This is a genomic window from uncultured Comamonas sp., from assembly GCF_964277875.1.
In the GTDB taxonomy this organism is placed as follows: domain Bacteria; phylum Pseudomonadota; class Gammaproteobacteria; order Burkholderiales; family Burkholderiaceae_C; genus Comamonas; species Comamonas sediminis.
This window is the reverse complement of the sequence record NZ_CAXYJV010000050.1, coordinates 248,528-269,479: the sequence shown is the minus strand read 5'-3', so window position 1 is coordinate 269,479 and position 20,952 is coordinate 248,528. Positions and strand designations below refer to the sequence as shown.

Annotated in this window: 20 protein-coding genes; 9 read left to right on the top strand and 11 right to left on the bottom strand. The window is 64.0% G+C overall.

The window, feature by feature from the left end; translation table 11 throughout:
* Positions 1-735 precede the first annotated feature (735 nt).
* From ACHWUQ_RS22175 to plsY, 3 genes are all read left to right on the top strand, one after another.
* Positions 736-1,797 carry an aldo/keto reductase gene (locus tag ACHWUQ_RS22175; RefSeq protein ID WP_394682461.1) on the top strand — a complete coding sequence of 354 codons (1,062 nt, stop codon included), beginning with the start codon at positions 736-738 and terminating at the stop codon, positions 1,795-1,797.
* A gap of 177 nt (positions 1,798-1,974) precedes the next feature.
* Entirely contained in the window at positions 1,975-2,466 is a 492-nt protein-coding gene (locus ACHWUQ_RS22170; protein ID WP_394682460.1) for an aminoacyl-tRNA deacylase, read from the top strand.
* Between the two features lie 68 nt (positions 2,467-2,534).
* A complete protein-coding gene (plsY, locus tag ACHWUQ_RS22165; protein ID WP_394682459.1) occupies positions 2,535-3,167 on the top strand; it encodes a glycerol-3-phosphate 1-O-acyltransferase PlsY in 633 nt (210 codons plus the stop codon).
* Positions 3,168-3,263: 96 nt separating this feature from the next.
* Here plsY and ACHWUQ_RS22160 read toward each other — a convergent pair whose 3' ends face one another.
* On the bottom strand, positions 3,264-3,974 hold the full coding sequence (locus ACHWUQ_RS22160) for a TIGR02281 family clan AA aspartic protease (RefSeq protein WP_394682458.1): 711 nt from the start codon (positions 3,972-3,974) through the stop codon (positions 3,264-3,266).
* Positions 3,975-4,247: 273 nt separating this feature from the next.
* Between ACHWUQ_RS22160 and ACHWUQ_RS22155 the strand changes: the two genes are divergently transcribed.
* Positions 4,248-6,389 carry a TonB-dependent receptor gene (locus ACHWUQ_RS22155; RefSeq protein ID WP_394682457.1) on the top strand — a complete coding sequence of 714 codons (2,142 nt, stop codon included), beginning with the start codon at positions 4,248-4,250 and terminating at the stop codon, positions 6,387-6,389.
* A 225-nt stretch (positions 6,390-6,614) separates the two neighbouring features.
* Here the strand turns inward: ACHWUQ_RS22155 and ACHWUQ_RS22150 are convergent, their stop codons facing one another.
* On the bottom strand, positions 6,615-7,100 hold the full coding sequence (locus ACHWUQ_RS22150) for a YajQ family cyclic di-GMP-binding protein (protein WP_021026760.1): 486 nt from the start codon (positions 7,098-7,100) through the stop codon (positions 6,615-6,617).
* A 65-nt stretch (positions 7,101-7,165) separates the two neighbouring features.
* On the opposite strand from ACHWUQ_RS22150, the gene murB reads away from it, so the two are divergent.
* A complete protein-coding gene (gene murB, locus ACHWUQ_RS22145) occupies positions 7,166-8,266 on the top strand; it encodes a UDP-N-acetylmuramate dehydrogenase (protein ID WP_133857172.1) in 1,101 nt (366 codons plus the stop codon).
* A gap of 37 nt (positions 8,267-8,303) precedes the next feature.
* On the opposite strand, the gene ACHWUQ_RS22140 is transcribed toward murB, so the two are convergent.
* The 6 genes from ACHWUQ_RS22140 to ACHWUQ_RS22115 form a co-directional block, all read right to left on the bottom strand.
* The gene (locus ACHWUQ_RS22140; RefSeq protein WP_394682456.1) at positions 8,304-9,533 is read right to left on the bottom strand and encodes an MFS transporter; all 1,230 of its coding nucleotides are present in this window, start codon (positions 9,531-9,533) and stop codon (positions 8,304-8,306) included.
* 159 nt (positions 9,534-9,692) lie between these two features.
* Positions 9,693-10,469: an ABC transporter ATP-binding protein gene (locus ACHWUQ_RS22135; RefSeq protein WP_239812285.1), complete on the bottom strand. Its 777-nt coding sequence runs from the start codon at positions 10,467-10,469 to the stop codon at positions 9,693-9,695.
* A gap of 19 nt (positions 10,470-10,488) precedes the next feature.
* Positions 10,489-11,202, bottom strand: a complete 714-nt coding sequence (locus tag ACHWUQ_RS22130) for an ABC transporter permease (RefSeq protein WP_239812284.1) — start codon at positions 11,200-11,202, stop codon at positions 10,489-10,491.
* Positions 11,199-11,885 (bottom strand): ABC transporter permease, encoded by a 687-nt coding sequence (locus ACHWUQ_RS22125; RefSeq protein ID WP_239812283.1) that lies wholly within the window; start codon positions 11,883-11,885, stop codon positions 11,199-11,201. The genes ACHWUQ_RS22130 and ACHWUQ_RS22125 overlap by 4 nt, the downstream gene beginning before the upstream one ends.
* A gap of 208 nt (positions 11,886-12,093) precedes the next feature.
* Positions 12,094-12,855 carry a transporter substrate-binding domain-containing protein gene (locus ACHWUQ_RS22120; protein WP_312409284.1) on the bottom strand — a complete coding sequence of 254 codons (762 nt, stop codon included), beginning with the start codon at positions 12,853-12,855 and terminating at the stop codon, positions 12,094-12,096.
* A gap of 280 nt (positions 12,856-13,135) precedes the next feature.
* The gene (locus ACHWUQ_RS22115) at positions 13,136-13,615 is read right to left on the bottom strand and encodes a hypothetical protein (RefSeq protein ID WP_394682455.1); all 480 of its coding nucleotides are present in this window, start codon (positions 13,613-13,615) and stop codon (positions 13,136-13,138) included.
* 413 nt (positions 13,616-14,028) lie between these two features.
* Between ACHWUQ_RS22115 and ACHWUQ_RS22110 the strand changes: the two genes are divergently transcribed.
* The 3 genes from ACHWUQ_RS22110 to ACHWUQ_RS22100 all read left to right on the top strand — a co-directional run bounded on the left by ACHWUQ_RS22110 (position 14,029) and on the right by ACHWUQ_RS22100 (position 18,433).
* The gene (locus tag ACHWUQ_RS22110) at positions 14,029-15,573 is read left to right on the top strand and encodes an acetolactate synthase large subunit (protein ID WP_394682454.1); all 1,545 of its coding nucleotides are present in this window, start codon (positions 14,029-14,031) and stop codon (positions 15,571-15,573) included.
* Between the two features lie 38 nt (positions 15,574-15,611).
* Complete coding sequence (locus tag ACHWUQ_RS22105) at positions 15,612-16,049, top strand: hypothetical protein (RefSeq protein WP_394682453.1); 438 nt, start codon at positions 15,612-15,614, stop codon at positions 16,047-16,049.
* A gap of 209 nt (positions 16,050-16,258) precedes the next feature.
* Positions 16,259-18,433, top strand: a complete 2,175-nt coding sequence (locus ACHWUQ_RS22100) for a TonB-dependent copper receptor (protein WP_394682452.1) — start codon at positions 16,259-16,261, stop codon at positions 18,431-18,433.
* Positions 18,434-18,490: 57 nt separating this feature from the next.
* Here the strand turns inward: ACHWUQ_RS22100 and ACHWUQ_RS22095 are convergent, their stop codons facing one another.
* Both ACHWUQ_RS22095 and ACHWUQ_RS22090 read right to left on the bottom strand, forming a co-directional pair.
* Positions 18,491-18,961: a CopD family protein gene (locus ACHWUQ_RS22095; protein ID WP_394682451.1), complete on the bottom strand. Its 471-nt coding sequence runs from the start codon at positions 18,959-18,961 to the stop codon at positions 18,491-18,493.
* 77 nt (positions 18,962-19,038) lie between these two features.
* Positions 19,039-19,536: a flavodoxin family protein gene (locus ACHWUQ_RS22090; protein ID WP_394682450.1), complete on the bottom strand. Its 498-nt coding sequence runs from the start codon at positions 19,534-19,536 to the stop codon at positions 19,039-19,041.
* A 118-nt stretch (positions 19,537-19,654) separates the two neighbouring features.
* Here ACHWUQ_RS22090 and ACHWUQ_RS22085 point away from each other — a divergent pair, with 118 nt between their 5' ends.
* Complete coding sequence (locus ACHWUQ_RS22085) at positions 19,655-20,080, top strand: PaaI family thioesterase (RefSeq protein ID WP_394682449.1); 426 nt, start codon at positions 19,655-19,657, stop codon at positions 20,078-20,080.
* 57 nt (positions 20,081-20,137) lie between these two features.
* On the opposite strand, the gene ACHWUQ_RS22080 is transcribed toward ACHWUQ_RS22085, so the two are convergent.
* Complete coding sequence (locus tag ACHWUQ_RS22080) at positions 20,138-20,926, bottom strand: enoyl-CoA hydratase/isomerase family protein (protein WP_312409276.1); 789 nt, start codon at positions 20,924-20,926, stop codon at positions 20,138-20,140.
* Positions 20,927-20,952 lie beyond the last annotated feature (26 nt).

The window sequence follows — 20,952 nt, the reverse complement described above, 5'->3', positions numbered from 1 at the left end:
GTGCCGGCAGCGGTTCGCCCTGTGCCAGCAGCAGCTTGCCGTGCATGACACTGGCATTGCTGGGGAGAGAGGTAATCAGAATCTCGGGGCCACACCCCCCTGGCAGCAGCACCCGCAGAGTCTGGCCGGGCCGGAAGTGGAGGGGGCCTTGCGGTTCAAATATGAGCCGGACGGTGCCATGGCCGTGTCCGCTGGTATCGCAAAGCATGCAATGGACGATACCCTGAAGGGAAGGTTGCGCAGTGAGTGGATCTTTGTCGTGGTGCCCCGGCCCCATGCCGCTGAAGGCCCGTGCTTGCCTGCCATGGTCAGCGCACTGCGAGCAGTGGACCTCGGTGCACCGCGTGGGCAGGGTCTTGCCGATTTGGGGCCTAGGCTCGCGCGGCTTGTCCGGGCGGGGGAATGGCGGAGGGTGGCTGTGGTGATTGGGCGGCTGGAACATCATGGGGCTGTCTCGGTATCTGTATTGAACGAAGCAATGGTTTCGATAGTTTTTTATAAATAGTAAAAGATGAAGCTTCGATGGAACTTACGGGCCTTTGGCGACTGATGTAGATCAAAAGACGGCTGAATGGCACTTGACAGCCGTAGGGGCGGTTGCACGGCGCTGCATGGTGTGGGTGTCGTCAGCGGTCGCTGGCCCCAGAGCCGTCTCAGATGGTGGCCATGGCCAGCAAGGTGTCAAAAAATGCTTTTACACTTGGTTTTTTTGACCGACTTCGCCGAATTTTTCTTATGCAAGACATCCTCCTTGGCCGCAGTGATTTGAAGGTTTCGCCCATTTGCCTGGGCACGATGACGTTTGGCGAGCAAGTCAGCGAAGCCGATGCCCATGCGATGCTCAGCCATTCGCTGGAGCGCGGCGTGTATTTCTGGGACACCGCAGAGATGTACGCGGTGCCGGCCCGCGCCGAAACCTATGGCGCCACCGAGACCATCATCGGCAACTGGTTCAAGGCCAATCCGGGCCTGCGTGACAAGGTGGTGCTGGCCAGCAAGGTGGCCGGCCCGTCGCGCGGCATGCCTTGGGTGCGTGAGGGCAAGGGCATGACGGCGGCGGACATTGTGGCCTCCTGCGACGCCAGCCTGCGCCGCCTGCAGACCGATGTGATTGATCTCTACCAGATCCACTGGCCCGAGCGCCATGTGCCGGCCTTCGGCAATCTGTACTACGACCCGAAGAAGGAAACCAGCGAGACGACGATTGGCGAGCAGCTGCAGGCGCTGGCCGGGCTGGTCAAGGCGGGCAAGATCCGCCACATTGGTCTGTCCAACGAAACGCCCTACGGCGTGCACGAGTTTGTGCGCCTGGCCGAGCAGCATGGCCTGCCGCGCGTGGCCAGCGTGCAAAACCCGTACTGCCTGATCAACCGCAGCTGGGAAAACGGCCTGGATGAGACCTGCGACCGCCTGGGCGTGTCGCTGCTGGCGTATTCGCCGCTGGCCTTTGGCCTGCTGACGGGCAAGTACGACGACAGCGGCATTACCGGCCCGCAGGCGCCCCAGGGCGCACGCATTGCCAGCTATGAATCGGTGCGCAAGCAGCGCTGGGGCCGCCCTGAGGCCCTGGACGCGGCCAGGCGCTACAACCAGCTGGCGCGCGACCATGGCCTGACCCCCACCGCGTTGGCGCTGGCGTTTTGCTACAGCAAATGGCAGGTAGGCAGCACCATCATCGGTGTGCGCACGATGGAGCAGCTGGACGAAGACCTCAATGTCTGGGGCACGCAACTGTCCGAGGCCTTGCTGCAAGAAATCGACGCGCTGCGCTGGGCGCTGGGCGATCCGGCGCAATAAGCTTCGCCGTCCGTTACCGGGCGATTGACGGACTGGTAACGGCAGTGACCCGCAGGCCCTGGTGCAAACCAGGGCCTTTGGCATTGCAAAGGCCGCTATGCTTGGCGGCGCCCCACCATTTTTTTTCGAGACAATAGGGGCAGATTTTGAATGGCGCCTGCCGCCATCCAGTGAGCTATGAGCAAAAAAAACCATATCAGCGAAACGCCGGCCACCCAGTTTTTGAAGGCGCACAAGGTGGCGTTTACCGAGCATCCCTACGACTATGTGGAGCATGGCGGCACGTCCGAGTCGGCCCGCCAGCTGGGGCTCGATGAGCATGTCGTCGTCAAGACCTTGGTGATGCAGAACCAGGATGCCAAGCCGCTGATCGTGCTGATGCATGGCGACTGCAAGGTGTCGACCAAGAGCCTGGCGCGCCAGATTGGCGCCAAGAGCATTGAGCCCTGCACACCCGAAGTGGCCAGCCGCCACAGCGGCTACCTGGTGGGCGGTACCTCGCCGTTTGGGCTGCGCAAGGCGATGCCGGTATACATTCAAGAGACGATTCTGGACTTGCCGCGCATCGCCATCAACGGCGGGCGGCGTGGTTTTTTGGTGCAGATCGGCCCCAAAGCATGCGTTGAAGTGCTCGGCGCCCAGCCGGTGCAATGCGCGCTGGCAGAATGACGCCTGCATTTCAGTGACATCAACCAGCTTGGCGCCCGCCACCGGCGCGCGCGAGCAAGGGGAGCAATTTGAGTACCGTTTATTCCATCCTGGCCACCATCCTGGCCTACCTCATCGGGTCGTTGTCGTTCGCGGTGATCGTCAGCCGCAGCATGGGCCTGAGTGACCCGCGCACCTATGGCAGCAAAAACCCGGGCGCCACCAATGTGCTGCGTTCAGGCAGCAAGGCGGCTGCCATCGTGACCTTGCTGCTGGATGCCGCCAAGGGTTGGCTGCCCGTCGCGCTGGTGGCCTGGTTTGGCAAACCCTATGGGCTGGAAGAGGGCACGATGGCGCTGGTGGGTATTGCGGCATTCTTGGGCCATCTCTGGCCGGTGTTCTTCAAGTTTGAAGGCGGCAAGGGCGTGGCCACCGCGCTGGGCGTGCTGCTGGGCTTTAGCGGCTGGCTGGGTTTGCTGACCTTGCTGGCCTGGGTGGCGGTGGCGGCCATCTGGCGTTATTCGTCGCTGTCGTCGCTGGTGGCGGCGGTGCTGGCGCCCGTGTTCTACATCCTCATCGGTGGTGAGCTCTGGGATTTTCATGCCGAGATATTTGTCGCGATTCTGGCCATGTCTGCGTTGCTGGTCTACCGCCACAAGCTCAACATCCAGCGCCTGGTGGAAGGCAAGGAATCCAAGCTGGGCCAGAAGAAAAGCAAGTGATGCAACGCGCTGCCCAGGGGCAGACGGCAGAAGGGCTGAACACCATCGCGGGTTCAGCCCTTTTGTTATGCCGAGGTTCAGCGCGGCGGCCGGGCGCTATTTGATCCGGTCCAAGGTCATCTGCGGGCCGGCGCGTTTCATCTCAAAGGCATTCAGAAAACTGTTGCCCAGCAGCACATAGGGCATGTTGGCGGAGGTGACCACGGCATCCACATTGCGCAGTTCCACATCGGAGATGCGCACGCTGCTCAGCTGGAGATACCAGCCGTTGCTGACGCCATTGGCAGTGCCCATGCGCACCGCATGGCCCTTGCGGTAGTCAATGCCCAGTTTGAGCGCTTCGCTCATCCCCAGGCTGACCGTCGTGGCCCCCGTATCAACCAGAAAACGCGTGGCCTTGCCGTTGATCATGCCCGCCGTCATGAAATGGCCGCTGGCATCGGCCGCCAACACAATGCGGCCGGTGTTGCTGACGGGCAGCGCGGCATCGGCCACGCTGACCGGCGACTCGCCCATGCGCAGGCTGTGCGCCACGCCGGCGATGCGGACCTGCGCCTGCCCATCGTTGACGCTGAGGACCTGCACCTGCTGGTAGCTGCTGCCAGCGGCCACGGCCTTGGGCGCCCGGCCATCGATGACCAGCAAGGCCTTGTCGCCCAGAATGCCGGCGAGCGCCACTGAGCGGGGGCCTTCGGCCGCATCTTGGGCATGGGCTGCCCAGCTCGCGCTGCCACACAGGGCCCATACCAGCAGCCAGCGGTGCAGGCGGGCGGGCGCGGGGCGGGCTGGGGAGAACAAAGGCTTCATAGGTGGCGGGACCGGGGTATGGGTGTAGGCGCTCGGGCAGTGCCGAGGCCCATGGCGGCTATCGGCGGGGCGATGGTTTTACATCGTAAACGAAGCGGCATGCGCCAGGACCCGGGATTTATTGTTTGACCCAAGGACTAGCCCGTTGTTTTTTGGAAAAGTAACTGCCAGTTGAAGGTTAATACATTGCTATTGATAATTGTTATCATTAGCATTCCTGACTCAAATTTACAAGCCGTTAACCAAGCGGAATTATTGTTTCAGGAGTTTTCAATGATCCAAGCCCTTCGCAGCGAGACGCTCGCGCGTACAAGAGGCGAGCGCGCCGGCCTGTCGGTCGCCGCGCTGTTGATGCTGGCAGCGATGCCGGCCATGGCGCAAGAGCACACCTTGCCAACGGTCCAGGTGTCGGCCGACCAGTTCGATCCCGACGATGTGCGCCCCGAAGGCGTGACCACGGCGACCAAGACCTATATGGCGCCCAAAGACATCCCGCAGACCATCGACACCTTGGAAGTCAACAAGTTCAAGAGCTACGGCATCAATGACCTGTCGGTCATGCTCGATGGCGTGCCGGGCGTCAACACCAGCTACGACATGCGTGGCGAGGGGGTGATGATCCGCGGCTTCAATGCCGACAGCGGTGACATCTACCGCGACGGCGTGCGCGAATCCGGCCAGGTGCGCCGCAGCACCGCCAACGTAGAGCGCATCGAGATTCTGAAAGGCCCCGCTTCGGTGCTGTACGGCCGTGGCGCTGGCGGCGGCGTCGTCAACATGGTCAGCAAGCAGGCGCGCTTTGATGGTGTCAGCAGCGTGACCCTGCGCGGTGGCTCCTGGGAGAACGTGGGCGGCACCATCGACATCAACCGGGTGATAAGCCCCAATGTGGTCATGCGCCTGACGGCCGACCGCGAGCAGGCGCACAGCTTTCGCAGCGGCATCCGCAACCGCAACGAGATGGTCTCGCCCAGCATCCTGGTCGATACGCGCACGGGCCTGCGCTGGACCGGCCAGTACACCTATGACAACGTCTGGCGCGTGCCGGACCGGGGCCCTGCCTACGACCAGATGCCGCCGGGCATGTCGCTGCGCCAGGGCTTTGCCCAGCCGGGTGACTTTGTCGAAGACCGCCTGCGCGTGCTGCGCTCGGACCTGTCCTATGAGTTCAACAAGGCCTGGAGCGTGCGCTGGGTGGCCAGCAAGCGTGAAGCCAGCCAGGACTTTGACCATTACTTTGCCGGCACCTACTGCAACCCCCAGGGCCTGACCCCGGCGGGCGCCAAGTGCGCGAACCCCGGCCTGCTGCGCCAAAGCTATGCCTGGCAGCAAACCGAGAACCGCACCACCACCCACACCGTCGATGTGACCGGCAAGCTGGACCTGGCCGGCATGCGCCATGAGCTGTTGCTGGGCGTGGAGCACAGCGAGGAAGAGCGCGCACCGCGCCTCTTCAGCACCGCCAGCAGCAATGGCTATATCGACCCGAACAACCCGGTGTTCGATGCCGTGCGCCCGCCCCAAGGTGCGCCTTCGCAGCACAACCTGCACAAAGGCACGGCCCGCGCGCTGTATGTGCAGGATCTGATCAGCCTGAGCGACCAGTGGAAGCTGCTGCTGGGTGCGCGCTATGACAACTTTGATTTCAACAGCACCAACCAGCTGAACAACGCCAGCCGCAGCACCGACGGCAACTCGGTCAGCCCCCGCGCCGGCCTGGTCTGGCAGCCGGTGCGTGAGCACAGCCTGTATGCGTCCTGGAGCCGCAGCTTCTCACCCTATGGCGGGCGCGGCATCTTGTCGGTCGATACCGGCGCCGGCGCGGTGCTGGACGACGAGCCCCAGCATTCGCAGCAGTTCGAGGTGGGGGTGAAGAGCGATTGGCTCGATGGCGCGCTGTCCACACAGCTGGCCGTCTACCAGCTGGAGCACTACAACATCCGCTACCGCCCCGATCCGGACAACGACCCCTTCACCTGGGCGGTGCGTGGCAAGGAGCGCTCGCGCGGTATCGAGTTCAGCGCGGCCGGCCGTGTCGCACCATTCTGGTATGTGCGTGGCGGCGTCGGCATCATGGCGGCCAAGGTCACCGAGAACAAGGCCAACCCCGCGCTGGAAGGCAACTACCTGGCCAACACCGCGCGCCGCAACGGCAATGTCTTTCTGCGCTATGCGCCTGCCGGCAACTGGTACGCCGAGCTGGGCGTGACCCACACCAGCGCCCGCTTCACCAATGACGCCAACACCAGCCGCGTGCCCGGCTACACCCGCTGGGATGGCCTGGTGGGCTGGCGTGCCGCGCCCTGGACCGTCACCCTGGCGGTGTCCAACCTGACCAACAAGGAATACTGGCGCAGCAGCAGCATGCCCGGCACGCCGCGTGGTGCTTTGCTGAGCGCGAACTACCAGTTCTAAGCGTCGCTAACACAGCCCTTGATACGTCGTTACCTCGCCGGCCGCGCCCTTCCTTGTCGTACTAAAGTACTGCCTGCGTCAGGGCGCCTCGTCGGGGGCGCCCAGCCTCAACCGCAAACCTGCGGTTTGCTGGGCCGTGTTAACGACTTATAAGTCAGGCGCCATAAAAACAGGCCGCGCTGCAAACCATGCAGCGCGGCCTGTTGGTATTTGAACGATGGTGGATCAGTCGCGGAAGTTGTTGAACGACAGCGGCACGTCGGTCACGTCTTTCTTCAGCAGCGCCATTGCCGCTTGCAGATCGTCGCGCTTGGCGCCGGTGATGCGCACGGCATCGCCCTGGATGGCAGCCTGCACCTTCATCTTGCTGTCCTTGATGAGCTTCTGGATCTTCTTGGCCAGCTCCTGCTCGATGCCGTTGCGCACCTTGATCACTTGCTTGACCTTGTCGCCGCCGACCTTTTGCACATCGCCCTTGTCCAGAAAGCGCACATCCACATTGCGCTTGGTCAGCTTGTTGCGCAGGATGTCTTCGACCTGCACGAGCTGGAAGTCGGCATCGCCGTACATGATGATCTCTTTGTCCTTGAGCTCGATCCCGGCCGACGTTCCCTTGAAGTCGAAACGGGTGCCAATTTCCTTGGCGGAATTCTCAACAGCGTTCTTCACCTCGACGAAGTCGGCTTCGCAAACCGTGTCAAACGATGGCATAAATACTCTCCTTGCAGGCCAGGCTGAGCGCCTGAGTGGGTCGCGACAAGTGCGACAATCTACCGATGTTAGTCGAGAAAAATGCCCCGCTGCAGCAATACAACACCTTTGGCATCATGGCGCGGGCCATGAACCTGGTGCGCGTGCAGGCCCCGCAGGATATCCGTGATTTTCTGGCCCAGCCCCCGTTGGGCGCCAGCCGCCAGGTGGTGGTGCTGGGGGGCGGCAGCAATATCGTTATCACCGGCGATGTCGAGCCCACCGTCTTCAAGATGGAAATCATGGGCAAGCGCCTGGTCGAAGAGACCGACAAGCACTACATCATCGAGGTCGGCGCCGGTGAAGTCTGGCACGAGGTGGTCGCCTGGAGCCTGGCCCAGGGCTACCCCGGGCTGGAGAACCTGGCGCTGATCCCCGGCACCGCAGGTGCGGCGCCGGTGCAGAACATTGGCGCCTATGGCGTGGAGCTGCAAGACCGCTTTGACTCGCTCGATGCGATCGACCTGAGCAATGGCGAACACTTCAGCCTGCAGGCGGCGCAGTGCGCGTTTGGCTACCGGGATTCGGTGTTCAAGCATGCGCCGGCCGAAACCATGCCGCTGACGATGATCGCCCGCGCCACCGGCGTCGCCGAGCCCCGGGGCATGGGGCTGGCGGGCCGCGCGGTGATCACCCACGTGCGCCTGCGCCTGGCCAAAGATTGGAAGCCCGAGCTGGGCTACCTTGACCTGGCCCGCAAGCAGGCCGAAAAAGGCATTGCGCAGCCCACGGCCCAGGATATTTTTGACTGGGTGGTCGAGATACGCCGCGCCAAGCTGCCCGATCCGGCGCAGATCGGCAATGCCGGCAGCTTTTTCAAGAACCCGCAGGTCACGGCTGACCAGTGCGAGGACATCATCGCGCGCGAGCCCAAAATCGTGCACTACCCGATGCTCGATGGCAGCATCAAGCTGGCTGCGGGCTGGATGATCGATGCCTGCGGCTGGCGCGGCAAAAGCATTGGCAAGGCCGGTGTGTATGACCGCCAGGCGCTGGTGCTCGTCAACCTGGGCGCAGGGGAGGGCAGCGTTACCGGCGGTGAGGTGGTCACCTTGGCGCGCGCGATCCAGACCAGCGTCTATGAGCGCTTTGGTATCCAGCTGGAGCCGGAACCGGTCGTCTGGTAGGCGCTAACGCCCCTTTGCACCCATTGGTGGCCGCAGATCAGCGCTTGGCAGGCGGTATCCAGCGCGCCAGTGCAGCGGCCGCACCCCAGGCCAGCAGGCCAATACAGGCAATGCCGCTGGCCAGCGACAGGCTGCCGGCCAGAAACGACAGCAGCGCCGGCCCAAGCGATGAGCCCAGATCGGCCGCCAGGCGCCATAGCCCCAGAAAATGCGCCCGGGCATGGCGTGGTGCGTGATCGGCGCCCAAGGTCATGATCAGGCCTGAGCCAATGCCGTTGCCAAAGCCCAGCGCCATCGCGGCCAGCAGCAAGGTCGTCACGGTGCCGGTCAGCGGCATCAGCAGCATGGCGGTGCCCATCACCAGCATCGATGGCACGGCCACCCAGCGCCGGCCTTTCAGGTCCATCAGCCTGCCGGCGGGGTAGAAGACCAGCATGTCGATGGCGCCAGCTAGCCCGTACACCAGCGATGCGGCTGCAGGCGCCAGCGCCAGATGGTCGGCCCACAGCGGAATGACCACCTGGCGTGAGGCGCGCACGGCGCTGACCAGCAGCACACCCATGCCCAAGGTGAGAAAGAGCTTGTGGTGATCGCGCAGAATGCCGGCGATGGACGGCGCCTCGGTGGGCAGCGGCTGGCCTGGCAGCGCGCTGGGGGCCGCCAGATCGGGTACACGCAGACCAATGGCTGCGGCGCAGAGCACACCCACAATACCCACCGCAAAGGCGGCATGCAGCCCCCAGGCATGCATGGCCCAGGCGCCGATGAAAGGCCCGATGAACATGCCGATGCGCATTACGCCGCCCAGGGTGGACAGCGCACGGGCGCGGAACGACACCGGCACCGCCTCGGTCAGATAGCTTTGCCGCGCCAGGTTGTAGACCGCCTGCGACATGCCCACCATCAGGCAGCCCAGCGCAAACAGCCAGAGCTGCTGGGTGGCCAGGCACAGGGCCATGCCCAGCGCGCTCCACAGGCCTGCGGTCACAATCGCCCAGCGCTCGCCCCAGCGGGCTGTGATCAGCGAGGCCGGGATATTGCTGAGCAAGGAGCCAATGCTGACCAGCCCCACCACCAGCGCTGCGAGGGGAACCGAGGCGCCCAGATCGCGCGCCATCAGCACAATGACCGGCAGCACCGCTCCTTCGCCAATGCCAAACAGCAACGAGGGGCCAAAGGCGGCCACCGCGATGCGGCGCAGCGAAAACTCTGCGCCGCTGTCTGCGACCGGATCGGATGCGGGAGGCGGGGAGCTGGGCGTGCCCATGTTGGGTGATGGGGTATCGGATCTGCGCTGAAGGGCCGGGATTGAGGGGTGCTGCTGAAAACCTCCTCAAGGTTCTCGGCAGCACCGGGCGCTATTTTGCGCCTGCCCGGCGCTCGGATGGCGCAGGTCCTGTCGCGGGCAGAACTTGGCCTGCGCGGTTTACTTCAGGCTGCCCGAGAGGAAGCGTGCCAGGCGCTCACTCTTGGGGTTGGCCAGCACCTCGCGCGGCGGGCCTTGCTCTTCGATCAGGCCCTGGTGCAGGAAGATCACATGGTTGGAGACCTCGCGGGCAAAGCCCATTTCATGGGTGACGACCAGCATGGTGCGGCCTTCCTGGGCCAGCACCTGCATGACCCGCAGCACTTCGCCGACCAGCTCGGGGTCGAGGGCAGAGGTGGGCTCGTCAAACAGCATCACTTCGGGCTCCACCGCCAGCGCGCGGGCAATGGCCACGCGCTGCTGCTGGCCGCCGCTCATGTGGTTGGGGTAGCTGTCTTCCTTGTTCTCCAGGCCCACGAGCTGGAGGTACTTGCGGGCACGGGCCACGGCCTCGTCCTTGCTGATGCCCAGCACATGCACCGGCACTTCAATGATGTTCTGCAGCACGGTCATGTGTGCCCAGAGGTTGAAGTGCTGGAACACCATGGCCAGCTTGCTGCGCAGGCGCTGGAGCTGCTTGGGGTCGACGGCGTCCAGCGCGCCATTGCGGCCGGTGCGCAGCTGCAGTGCTTCGCCGGCGACGATGATCTGGCCCTGCTGCGGTTGCTCCAGCAGGTTGATGCAGCGCAAAAAGGTGCTCTTGCCCGAGCCGGAGCTGCCGATGATGCTGATCACGTCGCCAGCACAGGCATTGAGCGAGACGCCCTTGAGCACCTGGTTGCTGCCATAGCTCTTGTGGATGTCCAGCGCCTGCAGTTTGTAGTTGGATGCGTTCATATCTCGATGCTCGAATGTCTTAGGCCTTGCGCGGAGCCAGGTAGCCCAGGAAGCGGCGCTCCGCCACGCGGAAGATGCCAATCAGGATGAAGGTGATGCACAGGTAGATCACTGCTGCGGCGATATAGGCTTCAAACGGCAGATAGTAGTCCGAGTACACCCGGCTGGCGGCGCCGGTCAGGTCCACCAGCGACGGCACGGTCGAGGCCAGGCTGGTCGAGTGCAGCATCATCACCACCTCGTTGCTGTAGGCGGGCAGCGTGCGGCGGATGGCACTGGGCAGCACGATGCGGCGCATCAGCTGCCAGCGGCCCATGCCCATCGCCCGGGCCGCTTCCACTTCGCCCTTGTAGGTTTCGCGGATCGAGCCGGCCAGCATCTCGGCCGTGTAGGCGGCCGTGTTCAAGGTGAAGGCCAGGAAGGCGCAGAAGAACGGCTCCTTGAAATAGGTCCAGGGCCAGACCGCATCCCAGCGTGCCTGCACCCATTCGAGCTGCGAGAAGCCGTAGTAGATCAGGTAGACCTGGATCAGCAGCGGCGTGCCGCGCATGAAGTAGGTAAAGGCGCCCACGGTCTTGCGCAGCAGCCAGGAACGGCTGACCAGGGCGAGCGCGCCCAATAACGCCAGCACCGCGCCAATCGCCAGGCTGGAGAGCAGCAGCTTGAGGGTGGTGACCAGGCCCTCGCCGTACAGCGCAAGGGTGTCCGGCTGAAAAATGACTTCCCAGTTCATAGCTGCACCTTTTCGGTTCCCAGGCTGTAGCGCGCATTGAGGCGGCCCAGCGCCCACAGCGATACCGAGGTGTAGATCAGGTACAGCGCAGCAGTGAACAGGAAGAAGATGAAGGGCTCGCGCGCAGCGGCGCTGGCCTGCTTGGCCAAGTAGGTCATGTCTTGCAGGCCGATCAGGCTGACCAGCGCGGTGGCCTTGATCAGCACCAGCCAGTTGTTGGTAAAGCCGGGCAGTGCGTAGCGCACCATCTGCGGCAAGGTGATGCGGAAGAAGGTCTTGACCGGGCTCATGCCGAAGGCCCAGGCCGCCTCCATCTGGCCTTTGGGGATGGCCAGGATCGCGCCCCGGAAGGTTTCAGTCATGTAGGCGCCGTATATGAAGCCGATCGTGAACGCGCCGGCGACAAAGGGGTTGAGGTCGACGGAGCTTTCGCTGCCCATCTTCTCGAGCAAGGTATTGAGGCCGATGGCGCCGCCGTAGAAGATCAGCAGCATCATCACCAGCTCGGGGATGCCGCGCACGATGGAGGTGTAGAACGTGGCCAGCACCACCAGCGGGCGGCGGCCTGAGAGCTTGGCACTTGCGCCCAGCAGCCCCAGCACGGTGGCGATGGCAGCCGACGCCAGCGAGACCGCCACGGTGAGCAGCGAGCCCATCAGGATCGATTGAAAGTAATCACTCATAGTTTCTGGCCTTAGGCGGCGGTATTGCGGTGTGCAATAGCGCTGGTGAATGGCCTGGTGGTTGCCTCTGACGGCGCTTGCAAAAGGGGCAGGGCACCATGGAATTGCGGCGCGTTCCAGTATGAAGACTCTGGAGCACCGCGCCGCTTGGTATTAGCCCTGATCCAAAGCCTGACCGCACCGGGAGTGCAGCAAGGCTCTGCACGGATCAGTTGCCGTAGGGGTCGAAATCGAAGTACTTCTTCGCAATCGTGGCATAGGTGCCATTGCTGCGGATGGTCTTGATCGCCTCGTTGATCTGCTTTTTCAGATCGCCCTGGTTCTTGCGCATCGCGATGCCGATGCCGTCGCCGTAGTACTTGGTCTCGTACTGGTCCGGGCCCTTGTAGCCGTAGTCGGCGCCTTCGGGCTTGCGCAGGAAGCCGCCATTGACCTCGACCTTGTCGGCCACGGTGCCATCCAAGCGGCCGGACTTGATGTCCAGGTAAACCTGGTCCTGTGCTTCATAAGGCACGATGGTCGCACCTGCAGGCTTGAGCTCGCCGTTGGCCCACTTTTCCTGGGTGGAGCCCTTGAGCACGCCGATCTTCAGACCCTTGGCCGATGCCGGGCCCTTGTATTCGGCGCTTTTCTTCAGCACCACCGCGCTGGGGGTCTTGTAGTAGCGGTCGCTGAAATCCACGACGCGGCGGCGCTCGTCGGTCATCGACATGGAGCTGACGATCACGTCATATTTCTTGGCTTGCAGGCCGGGAATCATGCTGTCCCAGACCTGTTCGACAAACACGCATTTGCGCTTGATCTGCTCGCACACCGCCTTGGCGATGTCGACGTCGAAGCCGGTGACGTCGCCTTGGGGCGTCTTGAAGGTGAACGGTTCGTAGGTCGGGTCGACAGCTACTTTCAGGTCTGCAGCAAATGCGGGGGCTGCGATAGCGGCCACTGCCAGTGCGATCAAGGTTTTACGCATAGTGAATCCTCGGATCCTAATGTTGATGAGGTGGCTAGCATGCTAGTGCTTTTGCAGCCCTTCGTCGGAGTCTCCATCAGCGTGTGGCGACCCGGCGACAGCCCTGCGCCGTGCTTTTGGCCGAAGCGGCGAGCTTGTGCGCATTATCACCAGCCTAATTGCCCATTAAGCGTAAAAATCGACGTTGAAGCGTCAATTTTTACGCCCTATCCAGGGAAACACTGATAAGTAACTGTTGTGATGGTCGTTCTGATCGTCTATTTTGTCGAAACGTCTGCGCTCACTTCTTCCAGTAACCGGGGCGGATCAGCAGGCTGTGCACCCGGTAGGGGGCCTTTTCCTCGATGCCGATGTCCATCGGCACATACGCCTTGTCGCATTGCAGCAGGTAACTGGTGATGTAGGGGGTGGGGCTGGTCATCTGCGCGGCCACCTTGCAGCTGCCCACGCTCTGGTGCACGTCATTGAACACCTGCTTCATTTGATCGCCATTGACCTGCTTGTTGAAGTCGTCGGTAAAGGTTTTGGCATCGGGCAGCGCGGCCTTGCCTTCAAAGGCCGCCAACAGCGCCTGGAAACGCTGGGCCAGGGCCTTCTCTGCTGCCGGGTTGGGCGCAGGGGCCTGCGGTGCAGCCTCGCTGCTGGGTGCGGCAGAAGGCGCAGGTGCGCTGGACGCCTCGGGCGTGCTTTGGGCCTGGGCCGCAAAAGCGGCGCAGGCCAGGGCGGTGGACAGCAGGGCGTGGCGGGACATACGGTGCATGCGGGTTTCCTTGGTGTGGTTGTGCATCGGGCCATCCTAGGCGCTGCGGGCGCGCTAGTGGTAACACTTGGTATTCAGATGCGGCATAGCGGATGAGGGGCTGATGGAGTTTCGGAACCCCATCATGCAGCCCGGAATCGGCCAGCGCAGTCCGGACTGCGCGGCCCATTCCTGTGAAGGCACCACTGTGCAGCGCAGCCAGGGCCTACGCCGCCATCCAATGCCGTAACAGCGTTTGAGAATTGGCCTACATAAAACCTGAATGCAAAACCCTGTGCGGTGCCTGTGCCAGCGCGCCATTGCCGCGCGCTGCCGCGTTGCCCGCGCTGCGCGCTTTCATCTTGGTGACCCGGTTTTCGCACCATTGCGGCTAAGGTGTCGCGCAGTGATAGGCAACCCCGAAGGACATCGAGATGAATGGCGCACACAGTCTGGTCAAGACCTTGCTGGCTGCAGGTGTGGACACCTGCTTTGCAAATCCTGGCACCAGCGAGATGCACTTTGTAGCAGCTTTGGACCAGATACCCGGCATGCGCTGCGTGCTGGGACTGCAGGAAAACGTGGTCACCGGCATGGCCGATGGCTATTACCGCATCGCGCGCAAGCCCGCCTGCACGTTGCTGCACTGCGGCCCGGGCCTGGCCAATGGCCTGGCCAACCTGCACAACGCCCGGCGCGCGCGCAGTGGCATCGTCAATATCGTCGGCGACCAGGCCACCTACCACCGGCCTTTTGATGCGCCGCTGACGGCTGATACCGATGGCCTGGCCCGCACGGTATCGGGCTGGGTGCATACCAGCACCCACAGTGCGGACCTGGGCCAGGATGCGGCGATGGCGGTGCGTGCCGCGTCGACCTTCCCTGGCCAGATCGCCAGCCTGGTCCTGCCGGCCAATGTCTCATGGGACGAGGGCGGTGTGGTGGCCCAGCCTCTGCCTGTGCCTGCGCCGCCAGCGGTGGATGGCCATGCGATTGATAACGTGGCCAAGGTGCTGCGCCAGGCCGGCGGCAAGGCCTTGATTTTGCTGTCGGGTGCGGCGGTGTTTGCGCCGGCCCAGGCGCTGGTGTGGCGGCTGGCGCAGGCCAGCGGCGCTGCGGTGCTGGCTGAGTACGGCGCATCGCACCTGCAGCGTGGCCGGGGCCGCATGGCGCTGGAGCGCGTGCCCTATGGCATGGAGGCTGCGATCAAGACCCTGGCCCGGTTTGAGCACATCATCTTGGTGGGCGCCAAGCCGCCCGTGGGCTTTTTTGCCTACCCCGGCCTGCCGTCCACCCAGTACCCGGACAGCGCGCAGCTGCATGTGTTGACGCGCCCAGAGCAGGAGCCGCTGACGGCATTGCAGGCCCTGGCCGATGCACTGCAGGCGCCGCAGGCCGCCATACCCGATGCGGGCCCCCGGCCCGAAGCGGCCACCGGAGCGCCCACGCCCGAGGGGCTGGCCCGCACCGTGGCGGCACTGATGCCCGAGGGCGCTATCGTCTCGGACGAGAGCATCTCGTACGGCCGGGGTTTTTACCCGCACACCCATGCCGCGCCAGCGCATGACTGGCTGCACCTGGCGGGCGGCGCGATTGGGGATGGCATGCCGGTCGCGACGGGCGCGGCCATCGGTGCGGGCAAACAGCGCCGAGTGATCAATCTGCAGGCCGATGGCTCGGCGATGTATTCGCTGCAATCGCTGTGGACGCAGGCGCGCGAGCAGCTGCCTGTCACCACCATCGTGCTGAACAACAGCCGTTACAACATCCTGATTGGCGAATACAAGGGCGTGGGCGCCACGCCGGGCGCCACCGCGATGCAGATGCTGGACCTGGGCAACCCATCGATCGGCTGGGTGAAACTGGCCGAAGGCATGGGCGTGGAAGCGGCGCGGGCCACCAGCATGGAAGAGTGCGCCAGGCTGATGCAGGCCAGCTTTGCCAAACCTGGCCCTTTCTTGATTGAATTGATAATTTAATAAATTCTGAAAGTTCAGGTTTACACTGCTGCCTGACCATGCTCCAACGCCTGCGCAGCCGCCCTCGCTTTTCCGCCGTGATCACGGCGGTTTTTGCGTTGCTGCTGCTGGTGGCATCGGTGGCAGGTGTGCAGGTGCGTGTGCTGGCGCAGCCGATGGCCGCGGCGCTGGCGGCCGATGTCTGCAGCGTCAATGCGCCGGCGCTGGATCTGGCGCTGGCCCATGCCGATCACCAGACCTCCGATGATCTCCTGCCCGATAGCGGCGTAAACCATGCCGACCACAGCGCGCACAGTGCCCACGGCGCCGATTGTGTGCTCTGTATCGCCATGGCGGTGCCGCAGGCCTTTGCCGCCGATGTGCACCGGCCAGCGGCCCCTACCTTCCACCACCAGTGGCAGGCCCAGACAGCGCACAGCCTCCACGCGCCGGGCGCGCCGCTGCCTGCGCGCGGACCACCAGCCGTCCTCGTCTAAGTGTTGATGCCGCAGTGATGCTGCTGCCAGCTCTGCGCTTTGCGTGCGGAGGGCCGTCCTGCAGCCTCTGCGGCCCATGGGCCTTTTCGCCATGCTTTTGATGCCTGCTTGGACTGCCTTGGCTGCAGCCGGCTGGGTATGGCTGCGAGCGCCTCCACCACCTATATGCAAGCCGCTGCGCCCTGCAGCGCTTGCTGCGAGAGACATTGATGACTTCCTACTTTTTAGAGGCAGCGCCCAATCTGCGCCTGCCTGCCCCGCCGCGCGCCCGTTTGCAGCGACCGCAGATGGCGCTATCCGTACTGATGCTGGCCAGCAGTGCTGCCTGGGCGCAGACGCCAGAGGCGGCCGATGCCCCGGTGCTTGCTGCGGCCAGCGCGCCTGAAATCAGCCTGCAGGAGACCGTGGTGACAGCGGTGCACGAGCACTCCCCGCTGCAGGTAGTGGCCGATCCCAAGCAGCCGCGCCAACCGGTGCCGGCCAGTGATGCGGCCGACTACCTCAAAAGCATTCCCGGCTTTTCGGCGATCCGCAGTGGGGGCTCCAACAGCGACCCGGTGTTCCGGGGCCAGTTTGGCTCGCGTCTGCCGATCCTGACCAATGGGCAGACCTTGCTCGGTGCATGCCCGGCGCGCATGGATTCGCCCAGCTCCTATATATCGCCCGAGACCTACGATGTGCTGACGGTCGTCAAGGGCCCGCAGACGGTGATCTGGGGGCCGGGTGCATCGGCCGGAGTGGTGCGCTTTGACCGCGAAAGGCCGGCCTTGGACAGCGGACAGGTGCGGCTGTCTGCCAGCCTGCAAGGCGGCACGGCCGCGCGCAGCGACCAGAACATCGACCTGCTGGCCGGCAATGCCGAGTACTACCTGCGCGTCACTGCCAACCATTCGCAAAGCAAGGACTACCGCGACGGCGATGGCCAGCGCGTGCCTTCGCACTGGGACAAATGGAACACCGATGTGGCGATAGGCTGGACGCCCGATGCCAACACCTGGCTGGAGCTGAGTGCGGGCCAGGGCGATGGCGAGGCGCGCTATGGCGGCCGGGGCATGGATGGCACCCAGTTCAAGCGCGAAAGCTATGGCCTGCGGCTGGAGAAAAAGAACCTGAGCGAGCGATTGACCAAGCTGGAAGCGCAGCTGTACTACCACCGCGCCGACCATGTGATGGACAACTTCAGCCTGCGGCCCTTTGTGCCGGAGGGAGGCATGTCGATGCCGATGGCGGCCAATGTGCGGCGCACCACCACCGGTATGCGGGTGGCGACCACCTGGCAGCTGGGGCCGCACACCGAAGCGGTGCTGGGCGTCGATGCGATGGGCAGCCCGCATGACAGCCGGTCGGGCACGGAGATGCAGTCCTACCGCAACAAGCCTTGGGGGCGGGATGCCAAGTTCAGCAACCAGGGCCTGTTTGCGCAGGCCACGCAGCACCTGGGCAGCGAGGACAAACTGGTGGCCGGCCTGCGGCTGGACCGGGCACAGGCCTGGCGCTACCCCAGCAACAGTGGCATGGGCGGCATGGATGGTATGGGCGGTATGGGTGGCATGCAGGCCATGGCCGGCATGGATGGCCGTATGCCCGCCACGGCCAGCAACCACCGCGAACGCAGCGCCATGCCCAGTGGTTTTCTGCGTTGGGAGCGCGCCCGCGCCGATGGCAGCACGCTGTATGCCGGTATTGGCCATGTGCAGCGCTTTCCGGATTACTGGGAGCTGATATCGCCCAGCAACAGCGCCGCAGACCAGGGCGATGCCTTCAACCAGCTGCGGCCGGAGAAAACCACGCAGATCGATGTGGGCGCAAGCTGGAAGGGCGCGGACTGGCAGCTCTGGACCTCCGCCTATGTCGGCCAGGTGCAGGACTATCTGCTGTTTGACTACGTGGGCATGGCCTCCAACGTGCGCAATGTGCGGGCGCGCACCGCTGGTGCCGAGCTGGGTGGCAGCTACCAGCTGACCCCCGGCTTGACCGCCCAAGCCACGATGGCCTACAGCTGGGCCCGCAACCGCAGCGATGGCAAACCGCTGCCGCAGGTGCCGCCGCTGGAGGCCAAGCTGGGCCTGGACTACCGACAAGGCCCCTGGAGCGCTGGCGCACTGTGGCGCCTGGTTGCCGCACAGCACCGCTATGCCAGCGGCCAGGGCAATGTCGTCGGCCAGGATCTGGGGCCCAGTGGCGGTTTCGGGGTGCTATCGCTCCATGCCGGCTACAAGATCAGCGAGCAGCTGCGCCTGACTGCCGGTATCGACAATGTCTTTGGCAAGACCTATGCCGAGCACCTGAACCTGGCCGGCAATGCGGGCTTTGGCTTCCCCGGCGGGGTGCGCATCAACGAGCCGGGGCGTACCTTGTGGCTGCGGGGCGACTTCAAGTTCTGATGCAGGCCTGCGCCGCTGCCGGGCAGAATCCGGTGGCGGCGCTGCGGCTCTGAGCTCTTACAGCGGGACGCGCAGAAAAAGCACAATCACCGTGCCCAGCGCCAGGTTCAGCGCGACGAGCTGGCGGATCTGGCCCAGCGCCTTGCCGCCTGCCGGCCAGTCCTTGGCGCTGACGGCCTGGTCCAGCCGCTTGAACAGCGCAAACCGGATATGGCCAAACACGGCCATCATCGCCAGGCCCAGCACAGCCATCACCATCCAGGAGACGGGCATGCTGAACTTGGCACCGGCCCGCGCGGCCATCTGGTGGACCAGGCCCATCATCGCGATGCCCGACAGCAGCACGGCCGCGATGATAACCAGCACCACCGCAAAAAAGCGTTGGAGCACATCGCGCATCAGCACCAGGCGCTGGGGCGGCTCCAGCTGTTGCAGGGCAGGGCGCAGAAAGAAGTGCGCAAAGGCCATGCCGCCCAGCCAGACGATGATGGACAGCAGGTGCACGGTTTTGAGAATGACGTAGAGCATCGGGGGGAGCCGTTTTATGGTGTGGGGATGCGCTATGGTATGCGCCAAGCCGCCCTGGCTGGGGGTGCAGGCCTGCTTTAAAAAATACCCATGCTTAGACCTGCGGCCATGGCTTCGCCCAGCTCGCGGCAGCTCTGCAGATCGTCTGCGCCAATCTGCTTGGCCGCTGCAATGGCCTCGGGCGTTTGGGCATGGGTGCACACCACCAGCGGCTCCGCGATGGGCTTGAGCCGCCAGCCCGTGGCGATGCGTGCGATTTGGCGTGCCGCATTGCTGCCATCGCTACCAGCGCAAATCAAGCATGCATAGGGGCGGCCCTGGATGCGGTCGAGCGCCGGGTAGTAGCAGCGGTCAAAAAAGTCCTTCATCAGCCCGCTCATCGCGGCCAGGTTCTCGGGGCAGGCAAACAGGTAGCCGCTGGCGGCCAACACATCATCAGGCCCGGCATCGGGTGCGCAGAGCAGGCGCACTTCCACTCCTGCCTGGCTGGCAGCGGCGGCGCGGGCGGCTTCGGCCATCTGGCGGCTGCCGTCGGTGTGGCTGTGGTAAACGATCAGGAGTTGGGCGCTGTCCATGGCCGCAAGCATAGTGGCAAAGGCAGCTGTCATGTGCAGGACGCGGGGCCGCCCCATCGGCTGAGCTGCATGCTAGATTGGCTGAACGCTACAGAGGCTTGGCCACAAGGCATACGACATGAACGACCTGTTTGAACGCATTTCCACCAGCTTCCATGCCCAAGGGCTGATGCAGACCCTGGGCGCGAGCCTGGTGTCCGTGCAGCCGGGGGAGGTGCAGATTGCGCTGCCCTACCAAAAGGCGCTGTCGCAGCAGCATGGTTTTTTGCATGCCGGCGCCGTCAGCAGTGTAGTGGACAGCGCAGCGGGCTATGCAGCACTGACGGTGGCTGCCGAGGGCTATGAGGTGGTCACGGCCGAGTTCAAGATCAACCTGATGCGCCCGGCGATTGGCGAGCGCTTTGTCGCCATCGGCAAGGTGGTGAATGCCGGCAAGCTGCTGACGGTGTGCAGCGGCGAGGTGCTGGCCTATGGCGCAGATGCTGCAGTAGCGCCCAAGGTGGTGGCGCTGCTGCAGGCGACGATTGTCAATGTGAAGTACTGAGGCGGCTTACCAGCCAGCCACGTTGGGGCGGCTTGCTGGTGCGGCCTCAGGCTGCGCTCAATCCTGCCACTGGAACAGCGGCGGCTGCTTGCCGACAAAGCGGGCAATGGCCTCCTGGTGGAAGGCGCTTTCGCGGCACAGCGTCTGGGCCAGTGCTTCTTGCTGGTAGATCTCGTCGCGCTGGGTCTCAAACGCGCGGTTCATCACGCGTTTGGTGTAGCCCATGGCCTCGGTCGGTGCGCTGGCAAAGCGCTCGGCAAAGGCCAGTGCGTCAGCCAGCACGTCTTCGCTGCCGATCTTGTAGACCATGCCCATCTGCTGGGCCTCCGGGGCGGCCACGACGCGGGCGGTAAAGGCCAGCTCCTTGGCTGCCTGCAGACCCACCAGGCGCGGCAGCAAGTACATGCCGGCCAGGTCAGGCACAAAGCCGATCTTGGCAAACACGCAGCAGAACTTGGCAGAGGGCGCCGCCAGCACAAAATCACCCGCCAGCGCCAGCGACAGGCCGGCGCCAAAGGCGCTGCCTTGCACGGCGGTGATGACGGGCTTTTCCATGTCCAGCAACTCATCAAACCAGCGGTGCAGGCCCAGCATGCGGTTGCGGCTGTCAAACACATCCTGCTTGCCGGCGACAGTGGCCTGCATGCTCTTGATGTCGCCACCGGCGCAGAAATGGCCACCGGCACCCGTCAGCACCACCGCCTTGATGGCGCGGTCATCGCGCACCTGGGGGATGAGGCGGGTGAAATCTTCGCGCATCTGCTCGTCGAGCGCGTTGCGGGCCTGGGGGCGGTTCATCGTCAGCACGGCGGTGGTGCCATGCATGCTCAGGGTCAGGGCGGTCATATCAGTCGGTTTTCAAAATAAAGCGG

Coding starts and splice junctions, on each gene's coding strand:
- ACHWUQ_RS22175 (WP_394682461.1), top strand. CDS start 736: ATGCAAGACATCCTCCTTGGCCGCAGTGATTTGAAGGTTTCGCCCATT.
- ACHWUQ_RS22170 (WP_394682460.1), top strand. CDS start 1,975: ATGAGCAAAAAAAACCATATCAGCGAAACGCCGGCCACCCAGTTTTTG.
- ACHWUQ_RS22160 (WP_394682458.1), bottom strand. CDS start 3,974: ATGAAGCCTTTGTTCTCCCCAGCCCGCCCCGCGCCCGCCCGCCTGCAC.
- ACHWUQ_RS22155 (WP_394682457.1), top strand. CDS start 4,248: ATGATCCAAGCCCTTCGCAGCGAGACGCTCGCGCGTACAAGAGGCGAG.
- ACHWUQ_RS22150 (WP_021026760.1), bottom strand. CDS start 7,100: ATGCCATCGTTTGACACGGTTTGCGAAGCCGACTTCGTCGAGGTGAAG.
- murB (WP_133857172.1), top strand. CDS start 7,166: ATGTTAGTCGAGAAAAATGCCCCGCTGCAGCAATACAACACCTTTGGC.
- ACHWUQ_RS22140 (WP_394682456.1), bottom strand. CDS start 9,533: ATGGGCACGCCCAGCTCCCCGCCTCCCGCATCCGATCCGGTCGCAGAC.
- ACHWUQ_RS22135 (WP_239812285.1), bottom strand. CDS start 10,469: ATGAACGCATCCAACTACAAACTGCAGGCGCTGGACATCCACAAGAGC.
- ACHWUQ_RS22130 (WP_239812284.1), bottom strand. CDS start 11,202: ATGAACTGGGAAGTCATTTTTCAGCCGGACACCCTTGCGCTGTACGGC.
- ACHWUQ_RS22125 (WP_239812283.1), bottom strand. CDS start 11,885: ATGAGTGATTACTTTCAATCGATCCTGATGGGCTCGCTGCTCACCGTG.
- ACHWUQ_RS22120 (WP_312409284.1), bottom strand. CDS start 12,855: ATGCGTAAAACCTTGATCGCACTGGCAGTGGCCGCTATCGCAGCCCCC.
- ACHWUQ_RS22115 (WP_394682455.1), bottom strand. CDS start 13,615: ATGCACCGTATGTCCCGCCACGCCCTGCTGTCCACCGCCCTGGCCTGC.
- ACHWUQ_RS22110 (WP_394682454.1), top strand. CDS start 14,029: ATGAATGGCGCACACAGTCTGGTCAAGACCTTGCTGGCTGCAGGTGTG.
- ACHWUQ_RS22105 (WP_394682453.1), top strand. CDS start 15,612: ATGCTCCAACGCCTGCGCAGCCGCCCTCGCTTTTCCGCCGTGATCACG.
- ACHWUQ_RS22100 (WP_394682452.1), top strand. CDS start 16,259: ATGACTTCCTACTTTTTAGAGGCAGCGCCCAATCTGCGCCTGCCTGCC.
- ACHWUQ_RS22095 (WP_394682451.1), bottom strand. CDS start 18,961: ATGCTCTACGTCATTCTCAAAACCGTGCACCTGCTGTCCATCATCGTC.
- ACHWUQ_RS22090 (WP_394682450.1), bottom strand. CDS start 19,536: ATGGACAGCGCCCAACTCCTGATCGTTTACCACAGCCACACCGACGGC.
- ACHWUQ_RS22085 (WP_394682449.1), top strand. CDS start 19,655: ATGAACGACCTGTTTGAACGCATTTCCACCAGCTTCCATGCCCAAGGG.
- ACHWUQ_RS22080 (WP_312409276.1), bottom strand. CDS start 20,926: ATGACCGCCCTGACCCTGAGCATGCATGGCACCACCGCCGTGCTGACG.